Consider the following 18,245-nt stretch of genomic DNA (forward strand, 5'->3'; position numbering starts at 1 on the left):
CACAGAAAAGAGGAAAAATTATGAAAAAATCAGTAAAAATAAGTTTAATCACAGTTGGTGTATGCGTTCTATTATTTGGTGCAAGTGCCGTAGCTTATCGGATTATCAGAACACAAGGGTTCGCCAATAGTTACACGATTAATCAAAAGGAAAAGGCCCAGTCGAAGGTGTTGATTCTCACTCAACAAAGTCATTTTAAAGATTCGGTAATGGCTAAAGTAAAAGATACGTTTGAAGGACAACCACTTTTTATTCAAGTGCAAGATATTTCCACGATTGACAACGTCAAACAAAAAGATTGGGATCGCATCCTCCTTATAACCACGGTTCAAAGTAGTGATTTGCCAGAAAAAGCAGTGCACTTCATAAAAAAAGAAGCAAATTTTTCTAAAGTGCATTTATTTGTAACTGCTGATTCAGGCAGATGGCCAAAGAAACCAAAAGAGGTTGATGTCGTTACAACAACTTCTAAAAAATCGAATATAGACACTTTTAGTAACGCGATTAATCAAGTAATTCAAAAAAACGACTAGCTCATTTTCACATAAAAAATCACCCCAGTTAGTTGCTTGTTGGGGTGATTTTTTTTTTAAGGATTGGTCTACTCATGCAACTCCAACGGCAAGCCGTCTGGATCAAAGAAAAAGGTCATTTTTTCACCTGTATAGTCATCAATTCGAATCGGTTCACAAGGAATTCCTAAAGCCGTTAATTCTGCAATCGTTTCCTCGATTTCCTCAACCTTAAAGGCTAAATGTCGTAAGCCGCATGCTTCTGGCTGTGATACCCGTTTTGGACTGTTTGGCATTGCAAAGATTTCTAGCTCGCTCGCGCCTAATTTTAAATCTAATTTCACATCGTTGCGTTCTTTTCGATGGTTTTCGCGGATAATTTTAAAGCCTAGTTTTTCTACATAAAATTCTTTTGATCGTTGGTAATCCGACACAATAATTGCGACATGATGGATGGTTTGTAAGTTCATAAGTACGCTCCTTTTTCCTAAATCATTCAGTTAAGTTTAACATAATTGGAACGCAATAAAAAAGAAAGTACGCTTTAAAAGCCTACTTTCTCATTTTTTATTCATTAGTCAACCGGTACAACGGCACCTTTCCACTTGTCTAAAATCCATTTTTTCACATCTTCTGATTTCAATACTTCTACTAGTTTTTTGATACGTGGATCGTCTTTATCTTCAGAGCGAACTGCAATAATATTTGCATAAGGTGAACTTGTTTTTTCAAGAGCAACTGCGTCTTTTAATGGATCTAATCCGGCATCAACAGCAAAGTTAGAGTTGATTGCAATCAAGTCTCCTTCGTCATTGTCTAGGAATGTTGTCATTAATGCAGGGTCACTTTCATATGTGAATTTTAGCTTTTTAGGGTTTTCAGCGATATCGTCAAAGGTTGCTGTTGTAATATCCACACCTTTTTTAACTTTTACGAGACCGGCATCTTGTAAAATGCTGATCACTCGACCCCAATCGGTTTGTGAATTGCTTACAATTACGGTTGAGCCTTCTTTAACATCTTTTAACTCTTTCACGCGTTTTGAATACAAGCCAAGAGGTTCAATATGAATCTCTCCAGCATTTTCAAATTTGTAATTGTTTTCTTTGACTTGATTTTTAAAATAAGGAATATGTTGGAAATAGTTCGCATCAATTTCCCCGTCTGCTAAGGCTTTATTTGGAATCACATAATCCGTATAGGTCTTAATATCCAATTTAACCCCTTCTTTTTCAAGAATTGGTTTCACATGTTCTAAAATTTCAGCATGAGGGACGTTACTTGCCCCAATTTTCAAGGTATCTTCGTCGCTTTTTTTACTGTCTTTGCCGCCATTTCCACAAGCTGCTAGTGTTCCTACTAAACCTAATGTTAAAATGATTCCAAAAATTTTCGATTTTTTCATAATAAATTCCCCCACATTCTCATTTTTTTATTATCGTTTGTCAATACGTTTTACTGCAATATCGCCAATCGCTTGAATACAAAAGACGATAATTAAAATCACTAGTGTGGCTACAATTGTCACTGCGGTTTGATTGCGTTGGAAGCCTTCTAGGTAAGCTAGATTTCCTAAACCACCTGCTCCAATCACACCCGCCATTGCAGTATAGCCCACTAAAGAAATGGCGGTTACGGTTAAGCCTGAAACGATGGCTGGTAAACTTTCTGGCAATAGTACTTTGTAAATAATTTGAAATTTATTGGCTCCCATTGCTTCTGCTGCTTCAATGACACCTTTATCAATTTCTCTAAAACCAATTTCCACCATCCGTGCATAGAATGGAGCTGCTGAAATAATTAGGGCAGGTAACGCAGCGGTTGGTCCGATAATGCTTCCTACAAGTGCTTTGGTGAAAGGCAATAATAAAACAATTAAAATAATAAAAGGAATTGAACGGAACACATTGACTAAGATCGCAACGACCCAATACAATAGTCGCGCCAACGGGTTGCTTTTTCCACTTGTTTGATAGAGTAGCAAGCCTAGTAAAATACCTAATACAAAGACCAATATCAAAGAACCTGCTGTCATTCCTAAGGTTTGAAGTGTCGCACCTTTGATTTTTTCTGGATCTACTTGTGAAAAATCAACGGTTCCTATTTTAAGATTCTGCATTTGTAATCACCTCAACTTCAACACGTAATGTTCGTAAATTTTTAATTGCATCGTCAATTTTAAGCGACTCTCCTGTTAATTGAACGTAAAGAGAACCGATGGCACCTTCTTGTGTCTGTTGGATACTGCCTTGAATAATGCTCAAATCAATGCCATCTTCTTTGACAACCTTTGAAATGATTGGCAATTTTGCTTGCTCTCCGTGGAAGGTTAGACGAACAACCTTTCCTTCTGGATATTGCTGTACTAACTCCTCGACCACTAAATTGGTATCTCCAAGATCTGGATTGCTGTCTTGTTGAATGAAGCGCTTGGTCACAGCTTCTTTTGGTTTTGTAAAAATATCTAACACGTTTCCTTGTTCAACAATTTTCCCGTCTTCCATCACAGCCACTTGATCACAGATTTTGCGAATCACATGCATTTCGTGAGTAATCAGTACAATTGTTAGGTTTAGTCGTTTGTTGATATCTAATAATAAATCTAACACTTCATCCGTTGTTTGTGGATCTAAAGCACTTGTAGCCTCGTCACAAAGGAGCAAACTAGGATCATTCGCAAGTGCCCGCGCAATTCCCACACGTTGCTTTTGGCCACCAGATAATTGAGCAGGATAAGCATTTTCACGGCCTTCTAAACCGACAAGCTGAATCAGCTCTTTGGCTTTTTTTAAGCGTAATGCTTTTGGGAATTGTGCGATTTCAAGAGGAAACATGATGTTTTCAATCACGGTTCTTGACCATAATAAATTGAAATGCTGGAAAACCATGCCGATATTTTGACGTGCTTTACGTAGCGCTCCGCCTTTTAGGCTTGAAATCACTTGCCCATCCACTGAAACGGTTCCTGTTGTTGGCGTTTCTAATCCGTTAAACATGCGGATAAGCGTGCTTTTCCCAGCCCCAGAATACCCAACGACTCCATAAATTTCGCCGCTTTTAATTGCTAAATCAACGCCATTTACTGCATTGATTGTTCCATTTTTTGTTTGAAACGATTTTTTAATTGCTTTTAATTCAATCATGTCCTTAACCGACCTTTCCTCTTTTTTACTTATGGAAAAATAAAAAAACTCCCATCCCTAAATCAAGTTTCACTTGATTCAAGGACGAAAGTTTTGACGTTTCGTGTTACCACCTTGGTTTATTGATTCATCACTAAATCAACCTCAATCAGTACTTGAGCTTTCATGCAACTCGTTATACTGTGGCACTGTAACGGGTGCACCCGTAATAGATTTACGATTATTCGCTCATCTACTCTGCTCAAAGACCATCTTCAGTTCTACGTACATTTCCTCTTTTCAGCTACCGAGGCTCTCTTATTAAATGCGTGTCAAAACTTACTCTTCTTATCATTGCTTTGTTATTTGAATTGTTCTTAGTGTAGCAGAATGGAAAGTTATCTGTCAACCTATTTGTGGTTCTTTTTCAGATAGGGCATTAAATTCCGTTTCATCTACGTCACTTAATACAGCAATCCAGTTCTCACTAAAGTCGGTACTATTTAAAGCTTCTGGATTTTCAGACAAGCCTTCATTTTTTTTAACTAATTTACCCGCAAAAGGCGCGGTTAATTCTGTTACTGCTTTTGCTGCTTCCACACCGATTAAGGTTTCGTTTTTTTCGATTTTAGCTGCTGTATCTGTTAAATCAACGAACATCACTTCACCTAAATCGTCTTGTCCTTTAATAGACAACCCTAAAGTATATTCATTTCCTGCTTTTTGAACCCAAAGTCCATTGTCGCTATATCTGATTGTCATGAATTATCGCTCCACTCTATTTCCAATTTGCTTCGTAATCTGCTTCTTTGAAACCTAAGGTCAATTTTTTTCCATCGGTTGTTAACGGACGTTTGATCAACATTCCATCTGAAGCCAGTAATTCGCAAGCTTCTTCTAAATCCATCTCATCCAATTTATCTTTTAAACCTAACTCACGGTATTTCCCACCACTTGTATTAAAAAAGCGACGTATTGGCAAGCCTGACTGCTCAATCCAAGTCTTTAACTCCGCTTTTGTTGGGGGTGTTTCTAATAAATTGATTGGCTGATAAGCGATTTCGTTTTGATTTAACCATGCTCTGGCTTTTTTACAAGTTGAGCATCTTGGGTGTTCGTAAAATTGAATCATTATTTGGTTCCTCCCGTTTGTCATTTTATTTAGTATAACATGAGGGTGCATTTCATTGTACTTATTTTAAAATTCTCGTTCTTCATCTGAGAACATGTAACTCTTATAATGATACCGCATCGACATAATCAAACCGATGCCCATCATATTGCCAAGTAACGCCGTTCCACCTTGAGAAATAAAAGGTAGCGGAATTCCTGTTAATGGCAACAGCCCGATACTCATTCCAATATTTTCCAATACGTGGAACAAAATCATCATAATCACACCCGTCGCAATGTAGGCATAAAATTCATTTTTTGTGTCAAAACAAATGCGAATCATTTGATAAATTAATAGGAAATAAATAAAAATCAATAAACAGCTGCCAATGAAACCAAAATTTTCAGCAACTGTTGAGAAAATCATGTCTGACTCTCGGACAGGTACATAGACTTCAAAAATGCCGTAGCCTTTACCAAATACCTTCCCAGAACCAATTGCCTTCATACTTTGAACAAGCTGGTATGCTGCGTCTGCTGCATCGTGATACGGATCTAACCATGAATCAATTCGGTCAAATTGATATTCATGAAACCCCATTTTTAGTAAGAAGGGTCTATCGTTCATTACGAGCCACAATGCTCCGCCAAATATCCCAAAAGCAGCAATAAACAGAGGCGCAATAATACGCCAAGTAACCCCTGACATTAAGACCATTCCACCAATAATCGCTAAAAATACAAGCGTCGTTCCTAAATCATTTTGCAATTGAACTAACACTAATGGGACTAATGACGTCAACAACATTTTCCCTAATAATAGAAAATCCGTTGAAACCTGATGCCTGGCATACTCGCTATTGTGCTTTGTTACCACTCGCGCCATCATTAAGATAAACGCAACTTTCATGACTTCTGATGGTTGAAAGGTTAAAGGACCAATCTTGAACCAACTCTTTGCACCGGTTACTTTTTCGGTATCTCGATCGTATAAGAAGAGAACAAGAACCAGTAAAATAATACCGCCCCAATACGCAATGGGGGCGAGCTTCCATAACTGCTCCGAATCAAACTGCATAATAACAGCAATTGCTGCTGCACCAACAACATACCACGCAATATGCATGATGGTTGGTTTTAGACCGTTGTCTTGAGCGATTACGGTCGTTGAATAAATTGTTGCGATACTGATGACACACAACAACATAACCGATAAAATAATGCCGTAATCTATTTTAGACTCTCTTTTTCTTTCAATGTTATCAGTCATCTTTTCAAAAATCTCCTTGTTTTAAGCATTTATCTAATCATACCTTATTTTTATTGCTATTTCTATTAGAAACCAGAACTTCTAGAATGCATTTATTCCAAAAATTGGCTAGAATTCGATTCCTATATTATATAAGACTCTCTCTTTAAAAAAAAGAATCCCTTGCAATTCTTAGCAAATTCTTACAACATCAAAAAGAGTTTGTTCACATTTTATGAACAAACTCTTTTGATTGATTGAACGCATTTTACGTAGACTTTTCAGGTTCTTTTGCGGCTGGGTCGGGTGCTGGGTTGTGATCGTGCTTGTACAATCCAGAGACTTCCTTGTACCAGTCGAATAAATAGGTGATTAAGACTTTTAAAACAGCGTATCCAGGAATTCCTAAAATAACCCCTACGACACCAAATAATTTCCCTGACGTCAATAACACGATAATAATCGTTACCGGATGGATGTCTAAATTGCTCCCCAAAACCTGTGGAGAAATCACGCGACTTTCAATCGTTTGCTCAATTGCAAAAACAATTAAGACTTTAATTAACATTCCTGGTGAATCAACCAAGCCAATAATAACGGCTGGAACCATCGCTAAAAATGAACCCAAATAGGGAATCAAATTTAAAAAGCCTGCTAAAATTCCTAACGTCACTGCGTACTCCAAACCACTAATAGCATACCCAACGACAAACATCAGCGCTACAAAAAAGGCTACTGTTAACTGACCGCGAATATATTGACTGATTTGGGTATTCATTTCTTTTAAAACGTTATAGGTCGTGTCTCGCATTTTACTTGGAACTAATGGCATTAAAAAATGTGGCAAGCGCTTGCCATCTTTTAACAAGTAAAACAAGATAAATGGCATTGTTACTAACGCCACAATAATGTTGGTCACTGTTCCAACAATACTCCCAATACTTGAAAAAGTTGAGTTCACCACGCCATTTACTTTTCCTGTTGTTGATGAAAGAAAATCTTGATTGACTGAACTGATTTGAGCTTGAATTTGTGAAAATAAATCACTGTTTAATAGACCATCTATCTCAGTGTTGATTTTTTTCCAATAATCAGGCCAGTTCTCAATAAAGCTCATTGTTTGTTTTTGCATCAACGGAATTAAAATAGCGATCCCCCAAACAATCAATCCAATAATTAAAATAAAGACAATCGTGATGCCTAAATTTCTGGATACATGATGTTTTTCCAGCCAATCAATCAATGGGTTAATTAAATAGTATAAAATACCGGCTAAAATAATTGGCAACCCAACAACACTAAAAAAGCTGCCAATGGGTTCAAAAAGATAACTCATCTTAGAAAGCGTAAAGACATTAAGTAAAATCAATAAATTGACTAATAAAACCGTTACGAATTTATTATTTAAAAACCATTTCCAAAACCACGAAAAGGGTTTACGGTTCACTCCTGTTTCTTCTGGATTTTCCATTAATTCCAGCCCCCCTTTTTGATTGTAATGTTAATCTTGATAGTAATGAATCGTCGTTCCTTCTTTTATCTCTGGCAAGGCGAATGGGGTTAAGTAGATTCCATTTCCAAGCATGTCCTCTGTTGGTACTTCTGTAAAGCTCAAAGTAATATGTCCAATGCTGTTTAAATTATCAGAAGCTAAACTGCCTACCGCAGTAATCGTGTACACAGTGTCGTCAAAGGCTACCTTTTGGCCTACTTCTAAAGTAATCGCTTCTTTATCTGATGGAAAAGCTTGGATGACTGAAACTTCTCGAATATCTTCTGTTGCTTCTTCTCCAAATAAAATAATAATAGGATCTTTTTGACTGATGGCTTGCGGGCCAATACTCGTTACGGTTCCGGTTAACATGATGTGTTTCCTTCTTTCTATAAATCGTTTTAGTTCCTTTTATTTTAGCATAGAATGAATAGATTTGTTAGGCAGGGGCACTCAACTACGAGCTTCTATTAAGAAAATCGGTTTTCTAGTCACATTACAGTTCCTTTACATTCCCTAGATTTATTTGCCACAGGTTCTGGATACTGGTATTATTAACATTGGATAATTAGGTAGCAAATCGATATCGGAGGAAACTATTATGTCATTGAGAACATCAATTAGAGATTCTCACTTATTATTAAAAAAGAAAGCTAATGAACCAAGTCTTACCCACCCCACGTTTTCTATCAGTAAACAGGAAGAAGACATTGTCACGAGTGTTTCACTGTCGAAAGAACATCCGGTTTATTTTAAAGAATTCTTTATTTTACATAGAGAAACTGGAAAGCGCTATACCTTTGAAACCATCGTCAGCCAAACGGATACCTTTTCTTTCCGTTTTAATTTAATAGCGTTTATCCATCAAGTATTATCAACTGGGGAACGTGCCCATTTTGAATTTTATTTTGAGATAAGCTATTTTATCGATGGTGAGTGGATTGAAAAACAAGAACCTCTTTCACTTGATTTATTTGATTACTTTGATTCCTATGGAATTACTCAATTTAAAGATCGTGAAGACTATATCTATCCTTATATTAGTCGTAAAACAAATGGGTTTTGCTTTACTGTAAATATTCCGGTTCGAAGCATTCGTTATATTCAAGATAGCCATATTACTCAGATTAAAACGAAGAAACATAAAATAGCAATTTCTGGAGAAATTGTATCAAAAGCCATTGCCATCAACCGGATTGATACAGTTATGGTGGGTCGTAAATCAGGCTTAACCCATGTGATTCATTCAAATCATATGCTTGAAGAATTAGAAGCTGGGACACATTTGTACCGTTATGGATATGATCTTTTAATTGATGTAAAAGATTTTGCAATGGAGTTGCTTTTAAATGACTTAGCAGACGAAGAATTTGATCTCTATTTTGAGGTGTACTTGAATGGACTTTTTGACCCGACGATTGTTCGCGTTGCAAATCCTGAAAAAATGCATTCACAAAAAATTTATAAGCACACTTATTTTTCATACGGCCATACCACGTTTGCCTTTTCACCTAAGTTTAGTACGCAATACCAAGGGCTAAGCATTTGTTCGACTCGTTTTGAAAAAGAAGTGTTTGATTACTTTAAAGAGTTGTTATGGACTTTTTGGTTTATTCGTCCTTTTTATTTACGTCGAAAAATTTGGATTGTGGGCGAAAAACCTACGCAAGCGTCTTCTAACGGTTTTGATTTTTATCGTTACTTACGCCAGCAGCATCCTGAAAAGGAAGTTTATTATGTCATTGATCCAGCTTCTGATGCGTATCAAAAGCTTCAGCCATTTGGTGAAGACCATTTGTTAAAATACAAATCTAAAGAATACATTTGGCACTTATTGATGAGCGAGACTTTGTTGACAGCCTTCGCCCCTTACGACATTTATCCAACCAGAACCAAGCCTTTATTAAACTTTGTTCGCGCTAAAAAAGTGTACTTGCAAAACGGCATCGTTGGCTTGCAAGATGAGACCAAGACGCTAGGTCGCATCTCCCTTCAATTTGAAACAGATTTATTTTTGGTGAGTTCTAAAAATGAAAAACGACTCGTACAAGATGTTTTAGGCTATACTGATAAAGAAGTAGCTATTACAGGCTTGTCACGCTATGATCGTCTTTTTGATAATAAGGAAACGCCTGAAATGAAGCAGCAATTGCTCTTTTACCCTATCGATCATGAAACAGGTTTGCATTTCCAAACTGAGTTTATCGATGTCCTTGCTAAAAATTATTTGACTTTGATTGCTAGCACTGACATGCAAGAGTTTTTAGCTCGTCATAAGCTTGAATTTGTCATCGCTTTACCTCATGCTTTTGAAACATATGTAACAGAATTTGAGGCCTTAAATTGCACTGTTCGTTTGCAACGTATGGAGGATCCTATGACTTTAATCAAAGAAAGCAAACTGATGATTACTGATTATGCTTCAGAAGCCTTTGATTTTAGCTTCTTAACTAAACCGGTTGTCTTTTATCAATTTGAAAATAATTTTTACCAACAAAAAGATTCCCTTCAATTGCAGCAGGCGTACCAAAATGAATTGCCGGGTGAAGTAACCGTAAATGCAGATGATTTGATTTGTATTCTTGAGCGTATTGCCTCTGATAACTTTAAAATGAGCAAAGCCAATCAACAAAAAGCAAATTTACTGATTGAGCATAAAGATACGGCGTCAAATGAACGGATTTTTGAAGCAGTTACGCATTTAAAAAAAGGAATGCCTTTCTTATAATCATTTACACACGTTGAAATCGTCTGTTTCAACGTGTGTTTTTTTCATACGCCTTCTCCAATAAATTGTTAACCCTTTCAAAATTTTATGCTATACTAAAAGAGTTCAGATGAATACGCAAACATTGGGAGGAATTCAAACATGAAAGAGACTATTTATTTAGGAACTTACACCAAACGCGCTAGTGAAGGTGTTTATCAAATTACATTAGATACTGAGAAAAAACAATTAGAAAATTTAACCGTTGTCGCTAAGGCGGATAGTCCAACTTATCTTGGCTTATCCCCTGACTACAAGACGCTTTATCCTGTTGTAAAAATCGACGGAAAAGGCGGCATGGCATCTTACCGTAAAAATGAAAACGGCGAATTTGTTTTCGTCAATGGGGTTACTGCTGAAGGCGCTCCGCCTTGTTACGTTGGAGTAGATGCAACTAGAAACTTCTTATATACGGCTAACTACCACAAAGGCGAAATTGCTGTCTTGCAAACAGCTGCTGATGGCACTTTAACGTTGCTGGATACAGTGACTCATCAAGGTTCAAGTGTTCATGAAAATCAACAAACGCCTCATGCTCATTATGCCGACTTAACTCCAGATCAACACTATGTTGTCGCTTGCGATTTAGGAACTGATGAAGTTTATACTTACAGCGTTTCAACCGAAGGAAAGCTAACTGAAGTGGCGCGCTTTAAAGCTGCTCCTGGAACTGGTCCTCGTCATCTTGTTTTCCATCCAAATGGAAAAGTAGCTTATCTTTTTGGTGAATTAGCAAGCGTTGTCGTTGTCTTAAGTTATGATGCTGCGACTGGTCGTTTTAAAGAATTAGAAACCGTGCCGACAATTCCTGAAAATTTCACTGATTTTAACGGTGGCGCTGCTATTCGCCTATCAAAAGATGGAAAATTCCTTTATGCATCCAATCGCGGACATGATTCAATCGTTGTTTACGAAGTTCAAAATGACGGTATTTCACTAAAACAAATCCAGTTGATTGGTACAGAAGGTCAAATCCCTCGTGATTTCAATTTAACTGCAAGAGATGAGTTTGTGGTTGTAGGTCATCAAGAATCTGACAACTTAACCTTATTTGAACGTGACCCTCAGACTGGATTATTAAGTCTTGTTCAAAAGGACGTTTACGCTCCTGAATGTGTTTGTGTCTACGTTTAAAAAAATTTCCTTTTTTATAAAACACTGAAACCTCTTGGTTTTCAGTGTTTTTTTACATACAAAAAACAATTCACTTCCTTTTTGTAAGTAAATAAGGTATACTCTATTTATCAGATAAAAAGGAGGTTCTTTTATGATCAACCAACTTCATCACATTTCAGCATTTACAAAAAATGCCACTGAAAATTTTGACTTTTACGCAACTGTTTTAGGTTTACGTCTTGTAAAAAATACAGTAAACCAAGAAAATACAACGATGCGTCATTTATTTTATGGAGATTACGAAGGAACACCTGGAACCTTGCTGACTTTTTTTGAAATTCCTAAGCTAGGCCATCGTGTCGACAAAAAAAGTTATTTTTCGACGGTTTCATTAGCTGTCCCTTCTCACAGTCTAGAGTATTGGCAACGTCGCTTTGCTGACTTTAACATTTCAACAACGCTTAAAAACCATGAGCTTTTAGTAGAAGACAACGATGGTTTTAAAATCGCCTTAGTTGAAATGGAGGAACAAATTGCGCCCCACAAGGCTACAAAGCACACTTCTATTCCTGCTAACAAGCAAATTATTCGGATTGCTAAAGTAAGCATTGTTGCAGATCAATTTAAAGAAACGCAACGCTTTCTTTCTGATTATTTAAATCTAAAACAAGAAAATGACACTTTTTTTACGGAGCAACATTTGGATCAAACAACCGTCCTTGCCAGTCAGTCAAAAGATCGAACTCGCTTTGGTCGTGGAACAATTGACCACATCGCCTATGGAGTTGACAGCAACGATGAACTCGAAGGCTTCTATCAACAAGCATTAACGGATCAATGGACTGTTGAAGAATACGTCGATCGTGGTTACTTTAAAAGTTTGTATATTAAAGAGCCTAGTGGCTTAAGAATTGAATTAGCTACTCTCTCTCCTGGCTTTCAATTAGATGAATCCCTTGAAGAATTAGGAACCCATTTAGCGTTACCCCCATTTTTAGAAAAAAATAGAACAGCCATTGAGGCTCAACTGGAGGAAATAAAATGAACGAATTAAAAGGAATACACCATGTAACAGCAATGACAAGCAGCGCTGAAAAAAATTACCATTTTTTCACTGAGGTATTAGGGATGCGTTTAGTAAAGAAAACGGTAAATCAAGATGATATTCAAACATACCATACTTTTTTTGCAGATGATCGAGGAAGCGCCGGAACTGATATGACTTTTTTTGATTTCCCTGGGATTCCAAAGGGAACAAAAGGAACAAACAGTATTTCAAAAACTTCTTTTCGTGTTCCAAGTGATCAAGCGTTAGACTACTGGTTAGCGCGTTTTGATCAACATAACGTGACTCATACGGGTCTTACCTCTCAATTTGGCAATAAAAGCATTCAATTTGTCGATTTTGATGGTCAGCTGTATCAATTGATTTCTGATGAACACAATCCTGGTGTTCCTGCAGGAATTCCTTGGCAAAAAGGTCCTGTTCCCTATGATTACGCTATTGTTGGCTTAGGACCAATTTTTCTTACAGTTTCTTCTCTTGATGCAATGCGTTTAATGCTTGTTGAAGTGATGAAAATGAAGGAAATTGCTCAAGAAGACAATGCCTATTTATTTGAAGTTGGTGAAGGTGGAAATGGCGGTCAAGTGATTGTGGAGCATCGTGACGATTTACCACAAGCAATGGAAGGGTTTGGCAATGTGCATCATGTCGCTTTTCGAGTTGAAGATCGTGCTGCTCTTGAAGATTGGATTAGTCGGATTCAAGATTATAGTTTGCCTCAATCAGGTTACGTCGATCGTTTTTACTTTGAGTCCCTTTACGTTCGAGTAGGTCCGCATATTTTATTTGAGTTTGCAACCGATGGTCCTGGCTTTATGCAAGATGAGCCTTATGAAACGATGGGGGAAAAATTATCATTGCCGCCATTTTTAGAAGCTGAACGTGCAGAAATTGAAAGAATGGTACGCCCATTTGATACAACAAGGAGAGATTAAGATGGAATATATTTATCAAGAAGGCCTTCAAACTGCTCCACCTCTACTGTTGCTTCATGGAACGGGGGGAGATGAGCACTCTTTAATTGATTTGGCTAGTGCCTTGTCTCCAGACTCAGCCGTTTTATCTTTACGTGGAAGGGTTTCTGAAGCAGGGGCAAATCGTTTCTTCCGTCGGTTTGCTGAAGGACAATTTGATTTAGTTGACTTAGAGATCCAAACTGATTATCTGCTTGCCTTTTTAGTTGAATTCTCTAATACCCACAATATTGCTCTTTCAGATTGGGTAGTTGTAGGTTATTCTAACGGGGCTAATATTGGTGCGCATCTTTTGTTGGAACGAATGGAGAGTCCAAATCGAGGGATTTTCTTTCACGGGATGTCTCTTGGAAAACACGAAGCTGATTTTGACTTAGCTAAAAAAAGTGTTTGGTTTTCGGCTGGAATTAACGACCCTATTGTTCCCCAAGAGGCAACGAGCGCTCTTGTCGATGCTTTTCAAATGCGACACGGACAAACCGACGTTCTCTGGACCAAACAAGGACATCAACTGACCTATGAAGAAGTCACTGCTGCTAAGGAATGGCTTGCAAGTAACGGAGCACTAAAATGATTCATTATCGTAGCCAAGATCTTTCAAAGAAGCAGCAGTACAAATTTTTAAGTGGCAGTGTGATTCCGCGACCCATTGCGTGGCTAACAACCCAATCAAAGGATGCGGGTGTGTTAAATATTGCTCCCTTTAGCTTTTTTAGTGGTGTTTCTAACGAGTTGCCCTTGCTTTCTATCGCTATTTTAAGAAGAGATGGCAAATGCAAGGACTCTGCGCGAAATATTTTAGAGACTAAAGAGTTGGTGGTTCATATTGTGGATGAAACGCTTGTCACTGAAATGAACCAGACGGCTGCTTCGCTTGCTTTTGATGAGAGCGAACTCGCCTTAACCTCTCTTACTACGACCCCTAGTAAAACGGTAGCTGTGCCAAGTATCGCTGAAGCTAACATTCGTTTTGAAGCTACTTTGCATCAGCACATCCCGGTAACCAATGAGGATGGACAAGTGATTACCGATCTTTTTTTGATAAACGTTACTGATTTTTACTTTAAGGAATCTGTATTTGATCAAGAGCGTGACTATATTTTATCCGATAAATTACAACCTGTGGCGCGTTTAGCAGGGAATCAATACGCTACTCTCAAAAAAGAATACACGATTACTCGACCTGAGTAATCCAAAAAGACTCCCTTCACATGTGTGAAGGGAGTCTTTCTTATTAGTTAATTAAGCTATTGCCTTTCTTATCTTCCAACCATTTTTCTTTTAATTGACTGAAGGGAATCGCTGCATCAAAATAAAATCCTTGGTAAATATCGCAACCTAAATCATCCAGAAACTGCAATTGTTCGATTGTTTCAACACCTTCTGCAACGACTTTAATGTTGAGGTTGTGGCTTAATTGGATGATTGCACGAATGATTTCTTGCGTCTTCCAACTGACCAATGCCTCTTGAATAAAAGATTGATCAATCTTTAACGTATCGATGGGAAAAGCTTTTAAATAGGCTAATGAGCTGTAGCCTTTTCCAAAATCATCTAAACTCAATTTGATCTCAAGTTCTTTTAATTTAGTCACATTTTTTTGTGCCTTCATCAAGTTTACAATTTCTTTTTTTTCAGTAATTTCTAATTCAAGTTGGGTTGGATTAAGCAGTTCTTTCTTTAACTTCTTGCTAATCTCTTCAATATAAGGTTCATTTACCAAGTCTTCTGCATTCATATTCACTGAAATAGAGAATTCTTTATGGATAAGCGTTTCAGAATTGAGTTTTTCAACAACTTCTTTGAACAGATACGCTTGCATCTCAGCCATTTTTCCTAAATGAATTACCTCATTTATAAATTCAAATGGAAAAACAATATCGGATTCAACTTTTAAGCGCATTAAGGCTTCTGCTCCAATGATTTTTCTAGTTTGTTTTTCAATTTTAGGTTGGTAATAGACACTATATTGTTTTTGTATGATGGCCTTTTGAATCGCTTTGGTTTTATGAAGTTGTTCCATTAGCCTGCTCCTTTCTGACGCTTTTCTTATGTAATGAGGCTATGTATTATCATAGCATATTTGCTTTTAATAAAACATTCAAAAGTGAAGAAATCAAAAAAAACTTGCTATCTTAGGATAACAAGTTTTCCTTTTAAACTAGGCAACTGTATACGAAGCAACTTCTGTGCTCGCTTTTGCTTCACCAGTAACGGTAAGATGATAGTCGGCTACTTTTTCCATATTCGTAATAACAACGACCATGGCATTGTCTTTACCTGATGCTTTTAATTGCTCCAAGTCAACAATTGAAATCAATGTTTCTGGCGTAATTAGTTGTCCTTCTGTCACGACTGTATCAAATGGCGCTCCATTTAATTCAACTGTATCTAACCCCATGTGCAACAAAATTTCTACGCCATTATCCATCAAAATTCCCACAGCGTGTTTCGTTGGAAAAACGCTTAACACTTTGCCATTTACTGGAGAGTAAATTTTTCCGTCAGTTGGAATTACTGCATAACCGTCTCCCATCATTTTTTGTGAAAAGACAGGATCACTAACCTTATCAATTGCAATCACTTCGCCATTTGCTGGTGAAAACAATTTCCCTTTTAATTCTGAGACTTCTTTTTGCGCTTCTTTTTTCTTAAATAATCCAAACATCTAAATCCCTCACTTCATTTGTTTAAATTTTAACTAATTCGTCTAGGCTTACGCTTTATCATACCATAAAGTGACCAGTGTTGAGAATCAAAAAGCGAGCAATTTAACAATTCCTTAATTGCTTTTTAAATCAATTTGATTTAGCATTAGAAGTGATTAAATTTAGGACTTAGGAAGGATTTTCTCAATGAAAAACAAGTTGCTTTTTTTTACTTACGCTGTGGTGAATACAACTTTATTTTTACCTTATTTTTTATACTTACTAATTGGCAATCATTATCCTACTTTTTTAAACGGTTGGTTTCCATTAATTATCTTTTATGTGTGTAATTTAACTGGCACTTTTTTGGTTCGTTCTTTTGGAAAAAAGGTCTCCACTAGAGAATTACTGCTCTTCTTCTTACTTCTGGCTTCTGTTGGCTCTTTCTTAGGGGTATTGGTTTTTGTAAATGCTTTATGGTTAGATTTATCGGCTATTTTACTTGGCTTATCATGCAGCCTTTTACTACCTCTTTATTTAACGATTCAATACCATGAACGCCGGTTATTTCATCGGTCTTTTTCTGGCAAAGATTACGGACTCGCTTTTTTAACCATGCTCTTATTCATGCCCCTATTTATTTTTTTAGTAAAAGTAAATCTTCCTGAATTAGCCTTTGGTTTATATGGCATCGCCTTTTTAGTCAGTTTCTTTTTATTAAGAGATTTGCCTCATTACGATCATGGAAACATGCCTAGTACCTCCTTTGATAGCCGGTTCTTTCTTTTATTTTTAGTTTTAACGGGAATAACCTTTGCTGTAAAATCATTAAGAGTCTTAACGGACAATCATTTTAGCTTGATTTTAATCACCTTGATTGTCATTCTTTTAATCGGAGTTTTTTATTTAATTCAACACTCTGCTTTTGAATTTAGCTTACCTCGTTACGTTTACTGGTTTGGTTTTTACAGGGAATGATCACCAACTTCTTTATTTTATTTGGAACCTTTTATCTTTTCTCTTTACAAAAAGGAGTCTATCTCTATTCATTTATCTACTTAGCTTATGGGTTAGGGATTATCAGTTCGTTATTTGTAGGTGGGAAAGTTTTGAGGTTATTTCCAAAAGTTGAAAAAGTAACGCTTTGTGGCATTGCTTTGTTAATCGGAGCTGGACTGATTTTTATTCCTTATTGCATTCCCATTAGTGGATTTTTAATTGGGTTTTTTAGTAATCTTAATAGCTCTTTGCTTAATAAAGTAGCCTATACTGAAACGACAGGGCTTAAAGATAATAGCTTATTAGTGAAAAACCGATGGGGAAAATTAGGCAGTATTTTTCAACAAAGTCTTTTGTTTTTATTGTTTATTAGTTTTTGTTATTTCTTTAAAATTCCTATCCTTTCTTTACTAGAAACGATTACAGGTAAATCGATTGCGCCTCATTTAACAGACATTGTGTTTGTTTTAAGAATGACTGGTGGAGTTATTTTATTTGGAATTGCGGTTTGTTACTTAATCACGCTTTTCTTTTACGAAAAGGGACTAAAGGCAACACAAAAACCTGTTGAGTAGCTATTTAAGGGTTATGAGAAGAATTTTTTTGCTTCTTATAGTATGCTTATTAAGTACTTAATTAACTAGGAGGCGAAAACACATGAAGAATTTTTTTAAAACCTTATTATTACTAAGTGGCATCTTAATGATCGTCTTAGGTTTTTGGTTTATTTTCAACCCAAGCGGTTCTCTGAAAACAGCTATTATCTTAATTGGGTTATTGTTAGCTGCAAATGGTGTGATTGAAATCTTTTCTTATATTCAAGAACGCAGAGTCTGGAATATTTCGAATTGGGTTTTATTTGATGGGATTGCTTCTCTTGTAGCCGGTGGCTTTATTTTATTCGATACGGCAATCGCTCAAAAAACTTTGGTCTTATTATTTGCTATTTGGGTGTTATTCTCAGGTATCATGCGTTTAATGACTGCTGTTGCAATGAAGAATTTCCCAGGCTGGACTTGGATTTTAACTTTAGGTGTTATTGCTGTGATTGTAGCCATTATTTCTTTCTTTAGTCCCATTTTGATTGGAATTGGGATTGGTTTAATTTTAGGCGCATTCTTTATTATTCAAGGATTTAGCTGCATTATGGTTTATCTTGCAATTAAAAATTATCGTTAAACAAAGAA

General features: G+C 36.6%; 21 protein-coding genes and 1 other annotated feature. Of the genes, 10 read left to right on the forward strand and 11 right to left on the reverse strand.

Annotated features, from left to right (window positions below):
- Positions 1-20: 20 nt before the first annotated feature.
- Positions 21-533 (forward strand): hypothetical protein, encoded by a 513-nt coding sequence (locus CDIMF43_RS11870; RefSeq protein WP_074401828.1) that lies wholly within the window; start codon positions 21-23, stop codon positions 531-533.
- Between the two features lie 68 nt (positions 534-601).
- On the opposite strand, the gene gloA2 is transcribed toward CDIMF43_RS11870, so the two are convergent.
- The 9 genes from gloA2 to CDIMF43_RS11915 all read right to left on the reverse strand — a co-directional run bounded on the left by gloA2 (position 602) and on the right by CDIMF43_RS11915 (position 7,860).
- On the reverse strand, positions 602-982 hold the full coding sequence (gloA2, locus tag CDIMF43_RS11875) for an SMU1112c/YaeR family gloxylase I-like metalloprotein (RefSeq protein WP_034568502.1): 381 nt from the start codon (positions 980-982) through the stop codon (positions 602-604).
- Positions 983-1,086: 104 nt separating this feature from the next.
- On the reverse strand, positions 1,087-1,917 hold the full coding sequence (locus CDIMF43_RS11880) for a MetQ/NlpA family ABC transporter substrate-binding protein (protein ID WP_109842119.1): 831 nt from the start codon (positions 1,915-1,917) through the stop codon (positions 1,087-1,089).
- A gap of 30 nt (positions 1,918-1,947) precedes the next feature.
- Positions 1,948-2,631: a methionine ABC transporter permease gene (locus tag CDIMF43_RS11885; protein ID WP_074401737.1), complete on the reverse strand. Its 684-nt coding sequence runs from the start codon at positions 2,629-2,631 to the stop codon at positions 1,948-1,950.
- Positions 2,618-3,655: a methionine ABC transporter ATP-binding protein gene (locus CDIMF43_RS11890; protein WP_034568496.1), complete on the reverse strand. Its 1,038-nt coding sequence runs from the start codon at positions 3,653-3,655 to the stop codon at positions 2,618-2,620. The genes CDIMF43_RS11885 and CDIMF43_RS11890 overlap by 14 nt, the downstream gene beginning before the upstream one ends.
- Before the next feature lie 77 nt (positions 3,656-3,732).
- Positions 3,733-3,998: a binding site (T-box leader), on the reverse strand.
- A 41-nt stretch (positions 3,999-4,039) separates the two neighbouring features.
- Positions 4,040-4,396, reverse strand: coding sequence for a glycine cleavage system H family protein (locus tag CDIMF43_RS11895; protein ID WP_074401735.1), 357 nt, complete (start codon positions 4,394-4,396; stop codon positions 4,040-4,042).
- Positions 4,397-4,412: 16 nt separating this feature from the next.
- Entirely contained in the window at positions 4,413-4,766 is a 354-nt protein-coding gene (locus CDIMF43_RS11900; protein WP_074401734.1) for an arsenate reductase family protein, read from the reverse strand.
- Positions 4,767-4,832: 66 nt separating this feature from the next.
- On the reverse strand, positions 4,833-6,017 hold the full coding sequence (locus CDIMF43_RS11905) for an FtsW/RodA/SpoVE family cell cycle protein (RefSeq protein ID WP_034568490.1): 1,185 nt from the start codon (positions 6,015-6,017) through the stop codon (positions 4,833-4,835).
- A gap of 247 nt (positions 6,018-6,264) precedes the next feature.
- A complete protein-coding gene (locus CDIMF43_RS11910; RefSeq protein WP_074401733.1) occupies positions 6,265-7,467 on the reverse strand; it encodes an AI-2E family transporter in 1,203 nt (400 codons plus the stop codon).
- 30 nt (positions 7,468-7,497) lie between these two features.
- Positions 7,498-7,860 carry a PTS glucitol/sorbitol transporter subunit IIA gene (locus tag CDIMF43_RS11915; protein ID WP_109842120.1) on the reverse strand — a complete coding sequence of 121 codons (363 nt, stop codon included), beginning with the start codon at positions 7,858-7,860 and terminating at the stop codon, positions 7,498-7,500.
- Positions 7,861-8,089: 229 nt separating this feature from the next.
- On the opposite strand from CDIMF43_RS11915, the gene CDIMF43_RS11920 reads away from it, so the two are divergent.
- From CDIMF43_RS11920 to CDIMF43_RS11945, 6 genes are all read left to right on the forward strand, one after another.
- Positions 8,090-10,216, forward strand: coding sequence for a CDP-glycerol glycerophosphotransferase family protein (locus tag CDIMF43_RS11920; RefSeq protein WP_109842121.1), 2,127 nt, complete (start codon positions 8,090-8,092; stop codon positions 10,214-10,216).
- 141 nt (positions 10,217-10,357) lie between these two features.
- A complete protein-coding gene (locus CDIMF43_RS11925) occupies positions 10,358-11,389 on the forward strand; it encodes a lactonase family protein (RefSeq protein WP_109842122.1) in 1,032 nt (343 codons plus the stop codon).
- A gap of 133 nt (positions 11,390-11,522) precedes the next feature.
- Positions 11,523-12,416, forward strand: a complete 894-nt coding sequence (locus tag CDIMF43_RS11930; protein ID WP_109842123.1) for a VOC family protein — start codon at positions 11,523-11,525, stop codon at positions 12,414-12,416.
- The gene (locus CDIMF43_RS11935) at positions 12,413-13,372 is read left to right on the forward strand and encodes a ring-cleaving dioxygenase (RefSeq protein ID WP_109842124.1); all 960 of its coding nucleotides are present in this window, start codon (positions 12,413-12,415) and stop codon (positions 13,370-13,372) included. Before CDIMF43_RS11930 ends, CDIMF43_RS11935 begins: the two co-directional genes overlap by 4 nt.
- Before the next feature lies 1 nt (position 13,373).
- Positions 13,374-13,985: an alpha/beta hydrolase gene (locus CDIMF43_RS11940; protein ID WP_109842125.1), complete on the forward strand. Its 612-nt coding sequence runs from the start codon at positions 13,374-13,376 to the stop codon at positions 13,983-13,985.
- Positions 13,982-14,602, forward strand: a complete 621-nt coding sequence (locus CDIMF43_RS11945) for a flavin reductase family protein (protein ID WP_109842126.1) — start codon at positions 13,982-13,984, stop codon at positions 14,600-14,602. Before CDIMF43_RS11940 ends, CDIMF43_RS11945 begins: the two co-directional genes overlap by 4 nt.
- 43 nt (positions 14,603-14,645) lie before the next feature.
- On the opposite strand, the gene CDIMF43_RS11950 is transcribed toward CDIMF43_RS11945, so the two are convergent.
- Positions 14,646-15,434 carry an EAL domain-containing protein gene (locus CDIMF43_RS11950; RefSeq protein ID WP_074401725.1) on the reverse strand — a complete coding sequence of 263 codons (789 nt, stop codon included), beginning with the start codon at positions 15,432-15,434 and terminating at the stop codon, positions 14,646-14,648.
- Positions 15,435-15,572: 138 nt separating this feature from the next.
- Entirely contained in the window at positions 15,573-16,079 is a 507-nt protein-coding gene (locus CDIMF43_RS11955; RefSeq protein WP_109842127.1) for a PTS sugar transporter subunit IIA, read from the reverse strand.
- Positions 16,080-16,266: 187 nt separating this feature from the next.
- Between CDIMF43_RS11955 and CDIMF43_RS11960 the strand changes: the two genes are divergently transcribed.
- The 3 genes from CDIMF43_RS11960 (at position 16,267) to CDIMF43_RS11970 (ending at position 18,237) form a co-directional block, all read left to right on the forward strand.
- A complete protein-coding gene (locus tag CDIMF43_RS11960; RefSeq protein ID WP_109842128.1) occupies positions 16,267-17,037 on the forward strand; it encodes a hypothetical protein in 771 nt (256 codons plus the stop codon).
- Positions 17,038-17,168: 131 nt separating this feature from the next.
- Complete coding sequence (locus CDIMF43_RS11965; protein ID WP_162532946.1) at positions 17,169-17,633, forward strand: hypothetical protein; 465 nt, start codon at positions 17,169-17,171, stop codon at positions 17,631-17,633.
- An 82-nt stretch (positions 17,634-17,715) separates the two neighbouring features.
- Positions 17,716-18,237, forward strand: a complete 522-nt coding sequence (locus CDIMF43_RS11970) for an HdeD family acid-resistance protein (RefSeq protein ID WP_034568467.1) — start codon at positions 17,716-17,718, stop codon at positions 18,235-18,237.
- The last annotated feature ends 8 nt before the right edge of the window (positions 18,238-18,245 follow it).

This window comes from Carnobacterium divergens (assembly GCF_900258435.1).
In the GTDB taxonomy this organism is placed as follows: domain Bacteria; phylum Bacillota; class Bacilli; order Lactobacillales; family Carnobacteriaceae; genus Carnobacterium; species Carnobacterium divergens_A.

Excerpts from the sequence above, each read along its gene's own strand:
- CDIMF43_RS11880 (WP_109842119.1), bottom strand. The coding sequence starts at position 1,917 with ATGAAAAAATCGAAAATTTTTGGAATCATTTTAACATTAGGTTTAGTA.
- CDIMF43_RS11890 (WP_034568496.1), bottom strand. The coding sequence starts at position 3,655 with ATGATTGAATTAAAAGCAATTAAAAAATCGTTTCAAACAAAAAATGGA.
- CDIMF43_RS11920 (WP_109842121.1), top strand. The coding sequence starts at position 8,090 with ATGTCATTGAGAACATCAATTAGAGATTCTCACTTATTATTAAAAAAG.
- CDIMF43_RS11940 (WP_109842125.1), top strand. The coding sequence starts at position 13,374 with ATGGAATATATTTATCAAGAAGGCCTTCAAACTGCTCCACCTCTACTG.
- CDIMF43_RS11955 (WP_109842127.1), bottom strand. The coding sequence starts at position 16,079 with ATGTTTGGATTATTTAAGAAAAAAGAAGCGCAAAAAGAAGTCTCAGAA.
- CDIMF43_RS11870 (WP_074401828.1), top strand. The coding sequence starts at position 21 with ATGAAAAAATCAGTAAAAATAAGTTTAATCACAGTTGGTGTATGCGTT.
- CDIMF43_RS11910 (WP_074401733.1), bottom strand. The coding sequence starts at position 7,467 with ATGGAAAATCCAGAAGAAACAGGAGTGAACCGTAAACCCTTTTCGTGG.
- CDIMF43_RS11925 (WP_109842122.1), top strand. The coding sequence starts at position 10,358 with ATGAAAGAGACTATTTATTTAGGAACTTACACCAAACGCGCTAGTGAA.
- CDIMF43_RS11960 (WP_109842128.1), top strand. The coding sequence starts at position 16,267 with ATGAAAAACAAGTTGCTTTTTTTTACTTACGCTGTGGTGAATACAACT.
- gloA2 (WP_034568502.1), bottom strand. The coding sequence starts at position 982 with ATGAACTTACAAACCATCCATCATGTCGCAATTATTGTGTCGGATTAC.
- CDIMF43_RS11915 (WP_109842120.1), bottom strand. The coding sequence starts at position 7,860 with ATGTTAACCGGAACCGTAACGAGTATTGGCCCGCAAGCCATCAGTCAA.
- CDIMF43_RS11945 (WP_109842126.1), top strand. The coding sequence starts at position 13,982 with ATGATTCATTATCGTAGCCAAGATCTTTCAAAGAAGCAGCAGTACAAA.
- CDIMF43_RS11935 (WP_109842124.1), top strand. The coding sequence starts at position 12,413 with ATGAACGAATTAAAAGGAATACACCATGTAACAGCAATGACAAGCAGC.
- CDIMF43_RS11970 (WP_034568467.1), top strand. The coding sequence starts at position 17,716 with ATGAAGAATTTTTTTAAAACCTTATTATTACTAAGTGGCATCTTAATG.
- CDIMF43_RS11895 (WP_074401735.1), bottom strand. The coding sequence starts at position 4,396 with ATGACAATCAGATATAGCGACAATGGACTTTGGGTTCAAAAAGCAGGA.
- CDIMF43_RS11905 (WP_034568490.1), bottom strand. The coding sequence starts at position 6,017 with ATGACTGATAACATTGAAAGAAAAAGAGAGTCTAAAATAGATTACGGC.
- CDIMF43_RS11950 (WP_074401725.1), bottom strand. The coding sequence starts at position 15,434 with ATGGAACAACTTCATAAAACCAAAGCGATTCAAAAGGCCATCATACAA.
- CDIMF43_RS11930 (WP_109842123.1), top strand. The coding sequence starts at position 11,523 with ATGATCAACCAACTTCATCACATTTCAGCATTTACAAAAAATGCCACT.
- CDIMF43_RS11900 (WP_074401734.1), bottom strand. The coding sequence starts at position 4,766 with ATGATTCAATTTTACGAACACCCAAGATGCTCAACTTGTAAAAAAGCC.
- CDIMF43_RS11885 (WP_074401737.1), bottom strand. The coding sequence starts at position 2,631 with ATGCAGAATCTTAAAATAGGAACCGTTGATTTTTCACAAGTAGATCCA.